Annotated in this window: 7 protein-coding genes and 1 pseudogene; all 8 read right to left on the bottom strand. The window is 59.6% G+C overall.

The window, feature by feature from the left end:
* Positions 1–578 (bottom strand): annotated as a pseudogene (locus EOA36_RS17995) (tyrosine-type recombinase/integrase); the annotation flags it as partial.
* A 227-nt stretch (positions 579–805) separates the two neighbouring features.
* On the bottom strand, positions 806–1,672 hold the full coding sequence (locus EOA36_RS17990; RefSeq protein ID WP_127278779.1) for a hydroxymethylglutaryl-CoA lyase: 867 nt from the start codon (positions 1,670–1,672) through the stop codon (positions 806–808).
* The gene (locus tag EOA36_RS17985; RefSeq protein WP_127278778.1) at positions 1,672–3,174 is read right to left on the bottom strand and encodes a sugar ABC transporter ATP-binding protein; all 1,503 of its coding nucleotides are present in this window, start codon (positions 3,172–3,174) and stop codon (positions 1,672–1,674) included. The genes EOA36_RS17990 and EOA36_RS17985 overlap by 1 nt, the downstream gene beginning before the upstream one ends.
* Entirely contained in the window at positions 3,171–4,307 is a 1,137-nt protein-coding gene (locus tag EOA36_RS17980; RefSeq protein WP_127278777.1) for a strictosidine synthase, read from the bottom strand. Before EOA36_RS17980 ends, EOA36_RS17985 begins: the two co-directional genes overlap by 4 nt.
* A gap of 2 nt (positions 4,308–4,309) precedes the next feature.
* Positions 4,310–6,424 (bottom strand): SMP-30/gluconolactonase/LRE family protein, encoded by a 2,115-nt coding sequence (locus EOA36_RS17975; protein WP_127278776.1) that lies wholly within the window; start codon positions 6,422–6,424, stop codon positions 4,310–4,312.
* Between the two features lie 68 nt (positions 6,425–6,492).
* Positions 6,493–7,497 carry a sugar ABC transporter substrate-binding protein gene (locus EOA36_RS17970; protein WP_127278775.1) on the bottom strand — a complete coding sequence of 335 codons (1,005 nt, stop codon included), beginning with the start codon at positions 7,495–7,497 and terminating at the stop codon, positions 6,493–6,495.
* 32 nt (positions 7,498–7,529) lie between these two features.
* Positions 7,530–8,492 (bottom strand): ABC transporter permease, encoded by a 963-nt coding sequence (locus EOA36_RS17965; RefSeq protein ID WP_210212420.1) that lies wholly within the window; start codon positions 8,490–8,492, stop codon positions 7,530–7,532.
* A gap of 62 nt (positions 8,493–8,554) precedes the next feature.
* Positions 8,555–9,117 (bottom strand): enoyl-CoA hydratase-related protein (locus tag EOA36_RS17960; RefSeq protein WP_127278774.1); only part of this gene is annotated, 563 nt, incomplete at its 5' end.

Genomic DNA, 9,117 nt, shown 5'->3' with positions numbered 1-9,117 from the left:
GATAGCGGACCGTGTTCTCTCTTGGTATGACCGAGCAAAATCTGGATGGCTCGCAGATTTCCCGTCGCTTTGTAGATAATCGAGGCCTTGGTGCGACGCAGGGAATGGGTTCCGTATTCCTCTGGTCGAAGTCCGACCGCCTCGACCCATTCGTCAACGAGACGGGCATACTGCCTTGTGCTCATGTGAGTCCTTGGGTTGATCCTGCTCGGAAACGCGTAATCATCGACTGTACCGCCGCGTCGGTCCAGCCACGCGAGAAGGCTGGAGCGCACATCGCTCATCAACTCGAACTGAACAGGTCGGCCGGTCTTCTGTTGGATGACCATCGCGCGAGGTCGGATTTCCGGTCCTACAACGAGGTTGCCGATTTTGATCTTGACGAGATCGCAGCCGCGCAACTTGCTGTCGATCGCCAGATCGAAGAGCGCTCTGTCTCGCAGACGCCGCTCTCGATCGAGAAAGAAGCGTATCGCCCATATCTGCCGAGGTTTCAGAGGGCGTTTCGTTCCGACTTTCTTGCCTGCATTCCATGCCCGGCGATCGAAGGTGGTGAGGTCGTAGCAAGAGCGTCCCATTTGGTTTCTCCTTCGGCCATGATTGGCCACCAAAGAAACGCCGCTAGACTGTTGCGGGGCCGGTAGCTGCCGAGCCGCTTTCGGAACACAGTCCGCTAGTGCGGACATTCGGCAAAACGAGTAACTGGAATCTGTCACTAGGTCTGCTCTCTCCTCTCAGCTCAGAACCAGACACTTAGCCGATATGGCAACACCTTGGGCGGCGTCGCATCTGGTAGCGGGAGCAGTCATCTAGCCGTAGCGCGCAAGCCTAGGGCGAAGTCCTCGGCAATCAGCAGTCCGACTGGATCAATCCCAGTGCTGTAGCCACATTTGTGGAGGTGCGAGACAATGGCGCCGGTCGCAACATTGCCGGCGGCACCCGGCGCGTATGGACAACCGCCTAGACCGCCGGCGGAACTGTCAAATGTGGTTATCTTTCGCATCAGCGCAACGTCGACGTTCTCCAGTGCCCGTTTCGACGTGTCGTGGAAATGGCAAGCGAGCATCGATGCCGGAATTCGCTCAAGAACGTGCTGCAGCATCAGATCCACCCGATCAGGCGAACCACGTCCAATCGTGTCTGCCAGGGCTATCTCATAGCAACCGAGGTCGCGTAATGCAGACGATACGGCCGCAACCGCACCCGGCGCGATTGCGCCCTCATAGGGGCAATCGACGGCACACGACACATAGCCGCGCACCGGCAGGCCGTGTGCCTTTGCGATTCGCACCACGGCGATGAAACGCTGCATGCTTTCAGCGATGGTGCAGTTGACGTTCTTGGACGCGAAACTTTCGGACGCGCTAGTAAAGACTGCCAGTTCGTCAGCTCCTGCGGCAATGGCGGCTTCGGCTCCCTTTTCATTGGGCACGAGGACCGACCGAACCAACCGGGCGCTCCGGGGAGCTTGCCGCATCACCGCGTCATGGTCCGCCATTTGCGGCACCCACTTCGGTGAGACGAAAGCCGTCACCTCGATCCGTGACAGGCCAGCATCCGCGAGAAGCCGAATGAGGTTTAGCTTGTCGGCGGTTGGAACGATGCCTTTTTCATTCTGCAGGCCGTCACGAGGACCCACCTCAACGATCGTAACCTTCCGATCGCCGCTCATCAATGCACGGCTGCGTACATGATCGTCTCCTCAGTCGCCATGCGGCGGTCCATCTCCTCGACGATCTTTCCTTGTCGCGCGATCAGTATTCTGTCGGACAGGCTGAGGATTTCAGGTAAGTAAGACGAAATAACCGCGACCGCGATCCCTTGGTCAGCAAGCTGATTGATGAAGTCGTGTATTTCCGCAATCGCGCCGACGTCGACGCCGCGGGTGGGTTCGTCGAAGATGACGATCTTGGGCTTCTGGACCAGGGCCTTGGCAATCACGATCTTCTGCTGGTTGCCGCCGGACAACTCGATCACCTTTGCGTCGGGGTCGATGGCGCGCACGTTCAGGCGCTTACGCCATTCCTCGGCCACGGATCTGGCTTCCTTCATTGAGACGATTTTGAACCCACCGTATGACTGGCCGCCGATCTGCCCCATGTAAATGTTCTCAGCGATGCTCATCGTCTCGAAGAAGCCTTCGGCCTTCCGCTCCTCGGTGACGTAGACGACACCGTCCCGCACGGCGGGTGCCGGAACCAAATAGCGTTTGGGCTGTCCGTCAATCTTCACCTCCCCACCGTGGAAAAAATCGCGCTTCAGGACACCGCAGACCACCTTCAGCGTCTCTGTCCGACCGGAGCCGACCAGTCCGAAGATGCCGGTGACCTGACCTGCGTAGAGAGAAAAGGAGGTGTTGCGGACCATGCTGCCCATCGAGAGATTCTCGACCGAGAGCACTTTCACGCCGCGTTTGCGCGGCGCGCGCATTCGAGATGTGCCGCTGTAGATTTCATCAGTCAGTGTTCTGCCAACCATGGCCTGAATGATCTTCTGACGATCGAAGGCCGTTGCCTTGTCAGACGCGACCAGCCGTCCATCCCTGAGAATCGTGATCCAATCTGCGACCATCAGCGCCTCTTCGAGCGCGTGCGAAATGAAGATGATCGAGACCCCTTCGCCTTTCAGCTTCTTGATCAGCTTGAAGAAATAGCTCTTTTCTTCCGGGGTCAGAGTTGCGGTCGGCTCGTCAAAGATGATGACCTTGGCCTTGTGATGTACGGCTCGCGCGATCTCGACCATCTGCTTCTGTGCGGCGCCAAGCGAGCCCACAATGGCGGAAGGATCCACGTGGAAGTTCAGCGATTGAAGAAACTGCTGCGCGGAAATGTAAATGCCGCGAAGTCGGTTCAACGGCTTTTCTTTGCCGAGGTAGATGTTCTGCGCCACTGACATCGACGGGACCAAGCTATTTTCCTGGTAGACCATGGCTATCCCTTTCGCGAGCCCCTCGGCGGGGGTTGCGAGCTTCTCCTCACGGCCGTTGATGAACATCTTGCCGCCGCTGAGCGGATAGACGCCGGCTATAATCTTGGTCAGCGTCGATTTTCCAGCGCCATTCTCGCCGAGCAGCGCATGAATTTCACCAGGCCGCAGCTGAAAGTCGACATCCGAGAAAGCGGGATTGCCGCGAAAATCCTTTGTTGCGCCCTTGAGTTCGACAATCGGTATCATGCCGCGGCCTCCTCAAAAACCGAGAGGTCGTCCGGCTCTATCGGCCCGAGATGATGGAGCGCAAGGATTTCGCCACGACCTTTGGAGGCGACGAACAGCCGGTCGCGGATTTCGACGCAGGATGTGATGCCGTGCCGGTGGCCATCGGCCCTGCTGTGAGCGCTCCAGATGGGCTGAAAGCTGTCATCGAGACGAACCAGCAGACCGTAGGAACGGCTGGGCGCCCAGGGTTTGTGGATGCCCAGTCGTATGACGCTGCCTGCCTGCAACGGCTCCTTGAAACTGCGTCCGCTCGAAAGTGTAGGCGCGATCCAATATTCCGGCGCGATGGTCTCCATCATTTCGCGCCTATAGCGGTTTTCGCGCAGCACGAATTCCTGCAACTGGGAGCGGACCGCAAACATCGTCAGCCAGTACCCAGTCTGGTTGGCCGGCTGAATCCGTCCGGGATAGGCAGGCAAATCCGCAAGCACGGCAATGGAGCCGCCGCCGGCAACGTCCAGCGCCAGGAGGCGATGTTTCCAGGCCTCAGCTACGACCAGTCTGCCGTCCCCGGCAATGCCAACGCCCGAGGGAAATCCCAGTCCTCCTTTGATGAGGCTCGCTTTTCCGGATCCGAGGTCAATTTTCACGACGCTTCCGCTGCGACCAAGGTTCAGGAGATCCCGGCTCCATTCGAGGGCCGAATGCACGCCCGAACCATTGCAGACGACAAGCGTGTCTTCATCCAGGAAAACAGCGGCGGTCGGGCAGTTGAGCTGCTGGCCGGACAGGTTCGCGGCCAGTCGCTTGCCGTCATGGCGACCGCCGACAATCGCGATGCCAAGCCTGTCTAATCCCAGGGCAAGAGCGCCCTGCGGTGACGCGGACAGGAACGTGATCTCGGCATCGTAAGTGCTCCGAACGGAGGTGCTTGCGTCGTCGTGAAGCTCAACCAGCCGATTGCCGGAGGTGAGCAGCACGTGGCCACCTGCGATCGTCAGATTGTCGGCCGCCTCCAACATCGAGACGCTGGCGATGCGTTCGAGGTAATTGTTGGGCTTGAGCGCGCCGTCCATGACCGGAACCGTGATGGAATGATCGCCACGCCCGCCCATGAATTTATCGAAGAAACTGCCGATGCGGCCAGACATGCTCATGCGGTTGCCCCCCAATAGGACGCTTGTGACGTCCATGTGGGATCGGCATCGGGCAGCTTGAGACGGCCTATCCGATCATTGTAGAGCCCGCCGAGATACAGATAGCCCTTGTGCTCGCGCATCGAGGTCACCATCGGGTGGTTCTTGCCTCCCAGATCCCAATAGGATTCCACGATTTCGCCGTTCGGCGTGAACTTCAGCACGCAGCCCGTGTTGATGTTCGGGAACAGCCATTCGTCACGGGCCACGCGCTTGGCCATGCGTTTGCGCAACGACGGCATTCTCATCGCCAGGTCGAGAGCCGGCGACCGCATGCCGACAAGCGCCACCCAGAAGCTTCCGTCCGAAGCCCGATTGATGTTGTCGGGATACCCCGGCAGGTTCGGGATCGTCGTCTCGCAGGTTCCCTTCTTGGGACCGTCGAACCAATAGCGATTGATACGGCAGCCCCAGGTCTCGGCGAAGAAGAACGACTGACCGTCGCCGGCCATGCAGACCCCGTTGGGAAACTGCAGATTTCTGAGGATCGTCTTCGTCGAACGATCGCGTGGATCAAAGCAGATCAGGCGGCCATTGCCCCGGCTCTCCAGCGCGTCCGTCGCCCAGTCGTGCATGTCGTAACGGATGGTCGCCTCGGAAAAGAAGATGCGGCCATCCGGTGCGATGTCGAGATCGTCGGCAAGCTTCAGGCGAGAATCGTCGATCACCGAGAGGACCGTCCGCTTGGTCTCGTCGGTCAGCTTTGTGACCTGCCGATCCGGCGAAACCTGATAGAGACCCATCCCGCCGATACAGACATTCAGGTTCTCGCTGGCGTCAAAAGCCAGCCCCAGCGGGTGGCCTCCGATATGAACGAATATCTCCCATCTGGTGTAGTCCGGTGCGAAGAAGCGAACGATATCGCCGTGCCGGTTTGGACAGTAGAGATTGTCGTTGCGGTCGAAGATGACGTCCTCGGGACCTTCGATCTCGCCCTTGCCAATGAGCGAGACGTCCTTCAGCCGGTCGTTGAGCGCGTAGGGACTTCCAGATCCGGCGTCCGTCTCGGGAAGGGCCGGGAGACGGAAGTAGCCCGGTGACACGTAAACCTTGTTCAGAAGCTTGTGCCGGTTCTTCAGCCAGCGGACGTCGATGGCCACGACTGCGAGCAGGACAATGCCGAGGATCATCGAACTGATGCCGCCGCTGATCCCGACGCGAACCATGCTGTCGGTCAAAATGAGCACGACAACCGCGCCCAGCACCGATTTTACCACCGACCCACGGCCGCCCCCGAGACTGTTGCCGCCAAGGACGGCGGCGGTCAGCGCCGCGATCTCGAGGCCGACCCCGGTATCCGATCCCGCACTGCCCAGGCGTGCGGCGAAAAACACACCGGCCAACGACACGAGCACGCTCGACCAGACATAGGTGGTGAAGATCGTGAACTTGACCCGCAGGCCGGCATTGTAGGCGGAACGACGGCTGCCGCCGACCGCCGTGATATGCCACCCGGCCCGTGCTCTGGTCAGGATGACGTGCCAGAGCCCTATGACGACAATGGCGACGAGGAAAGCGAATGGAATGCCAAGGACCTGACCTTCTCCGATAAAGTACCAAAGGTCGGACTCCGGGAAAACCGCCGAGATCTGGACTGCGTAACGCAGGAGAAGGATATCGACGATCGATCGGATGATGATCAGCGTGACCAGCGTCGTCAGGAACGCCCGGATGCGCAGATAGCCGATCAGGACGCCGTTGACCGCACCGCACAGGGCGCCGACGGCCAGCGTGGCCATCACGGTGGCCCACACCGGCCATCCCAGCAAGGTGATGCAGATAAGGGCCGTGATGTTGGCCAGGGCAAACACGCTGCCGACCGAGAGATCGAGGCCGCCAGCAAGCAAGACAATGCCCATGGCGACGACGACCAGCGAAAACTCCGACAGCTGGCGCGACGTTTCCGTCAGGCTCGACAGCGTGAAGAAATGCGGATTGTGGAGAACAAAAAAGCCGATCGTCAAGATCGTCGCAAGCACGGGAACGGCGTTGTCGCTCCAGCGCTTGGTCAGCACTTCGCCAAGCACCTTTTCCGGAAAATAGTGAAAATAGAGGCGCTCGATGGCTTCCATCTCAAGACCCTGACTGCAGACATTGCTGGGAGGGTCACCGCGTTTGCGCGCGGTGACCCGATTCGAAATCACTTCTTGAGCTGATCCAGATCCCAGCAGCTGTTCGTCGACATCGTGTCCTTGCTGATGATCTTGTTTGGCGTGTACAGCGCGAACTTCACGGCGCCTGCTGCTTCCTTCGATTGCAGCAACACCTTGATCGCGTTGTTCAGATCGCGGCCCTGGCCTTCGACGTCGTAGGAGATGACCTCCTTGAACGTTCCGTTTTCCACCCCTTGGCATGCCGTCTTGTTGCCACCACCGGATGTGATCAGATAAATATCCTTGCCGGACTCCTGGATCGCGGCGCCCGTTCCGGCGTCCATCACATCCCAAAAGCCGATGATGCCGCACAGGTCTGGGTTCTGCTGGATCACCGTTTGTGCGATACCGCGCGCCTTCGACTGGTCCCAGTCGCCGGTCTGGCTGGAAACGATCTTGATGTCGTCATGCCCCTTCAGCGTCTCGGAGATCGCATTGAGCTGATAGACACTTGCAGCGGCCGTCGCCGGCCCCTGGATGATCGCGATCTTGCCGCTCTTGCCGCTCGCCTTGCCGCATTTCTCGATCATGCGATTGGCCGCATACTGGCCGATGCCATACCAGTCCGCCCCGACAAAAGCGTCCGTCTGGTAACTCGACTTCATGTTGACCTGGATGACCTTGATCCCCGAATCCTCGGCCTTCTTCAGCGTGCGTGCGTAGGACGCGACGTCGAAATTCTGCACCACGATCACGTCGGGTTTTTCGGTGATCGCCTGGGTCAATGCACGCGTGCCGGTATCCGTGCTCCAGTTGGCGTCGCGGATATCGAGGGTGTAGCCCACACGTGTCGCCTCCTTCTGCATGATCGCCGCCCAACCCTCCGGCAGATCGAAACTCATGGACATCGGCACGAAGATGACCTTCTTGCCGGCGAGTGTATCAAGCGTCGGCTGTCTCAATTCGTCGACCATGCCCTCCTGGGCATGGGCAGCGCCCAATGAGAGAATGCCGGCCACGACCGCTGCCGCGGCATATTTCACTATCATCATGTTGGTTTCCTCCCGTTGGATGATATTGAGCGTCAGATGTCTCCCTGCTGCGACGTCTGTTCATCGCGAGGGTTGAGAAGCGCGTCCACGATCAAGGCTCCAAGCAGCACCGTGCTTTTGACCAGGTTCTGGACGGTGTAGGAGATGTCGAGGATCGTCATGCCGTTGAGCAGGAGACCGATCAGCACCGTGCCGACCAGCACGTTGCGGACGCCTCCCCGTCCGCCGGTGAGGCCGATGCCACCCAGGATGACCACCAGCAGAACGTCGTAGATGAGCGTCGAATTGACCATCCTCATGTTCATGCTGGCGACGGAGGCCGCTGTCACGCAGCCGGCGAGAAAGGCCATGACGCCGGAAAGCACGTATTGGAGGATGATCATCGGCCTGACGGGAATGCCCGTGATCCGCGCGGTCGAGATGTTGTCGCCGATGGCGTAGATGAACCGCCCGAGCCCTGTCTTGCGAAGAAGGAAATAGAGCGCGGCGGCACAGACCGCGAAAAGCCAGATCGGTACCGGGATGCCAAGAAGGCTGCCGCGCCCCAGGAACAGGAACCAGTTTAGGTTGTCCGGAACATTGTTGACGTCGAGCGTGGCGATCACGCCGCGCCCCAGTCCGTAGACGATCGCCGATACGGCAAGGGTCGCAAAGATGGCGGGGATTTCGACATAGGCGATCAGAAAACCCATGATGATCGCGACGACGATGACGAAGGCAAGGCCGAGCACCAAGGCCGTTGAAAACGCATAGCCCTGGTTGGCCAGAACAATCGAGAACGTCAGCGAGACGGCCATCACCGCGACCAGCGAAAGATCCACGCCGCGTCCGATCACGACGACCGCCATGCCCAGGCTCAGCATGCCGAGCATGGCGACGTTTCGGATCAGGTTGAGGATGTTGTCCCGGCTGAGAAAGTTGTCGAGCGTGATCGAGAAATAAGCGAACAGAGCGATCGATACCAGGAATACGATCAGCTCCTGCGTCACGCCGATGCGATGGCCGACGCCTTTGCGCGGGGCATTCGATCCCAGGTCTTGGGGAGTGCTCGACACGGTCACTTCCCCTTTTCGGCGAAAGCAGCAAGGCCACGCTTGGCATCGTCGCTCCTGAAAGTCCGCTGCCCCAGGATCGCTTCCTGGCGGAATGCCTCTGTCAGCGGCAAGTCTTGCAGTGTGAGAGCGGCTTCCTTGATCGTCTGGACGGCGGTCGGGCTCAGGCTTGCGACATGATGCGCCGTTTCAAACGCCACACGCTCGACGTCCCGGCTATCCACCGCCTGATTGACCACGCCTTTGGCGACCATCTCGGCCGCCGTGAAGCGTCGCGCAGTCAGCATGATCTCCATCGCGTGGGCGTAACCGATCTGCCTGACAAGGCGCACCAGCGTCCCGCCGGCAGGCACAAAGCCGAGGGTCGCCTCAGGCAGCTGGAAGATGGCGTCATGCGCCGCAATCCGGATATCGGTGGCGAGCATGATCTCGAATCCACCGCCAAGGCACATGCCCCGGATCGCGCTTATGATCGGCTTGAAGAACCCGGGAAACTTGATATGCGCCGGATCCCAAGCGGAAATGTCGAAAGCATCCGCGGCAAGCGCGGGAATGGATTCCTTCAGGT

Origin of the sequence: Mesorhizobium sp. M8A.F.Ca.ET.021.01.1.1, from assembly GCF_003998025.1 — a bacterium.
In the GTDB taxonomy this organism is placed as follows: domain Bacteria; phylum Pseudomonadota; class Alphaproteobacteria; order Rhizobiales; family Rhizobiaceae; genus Mesorhizobium.
The sequence above is the reverse complement of the archived record's forward strand: the minus strand, read 5'-3'. Positions and strand labels throughout refer to the sequence as shown.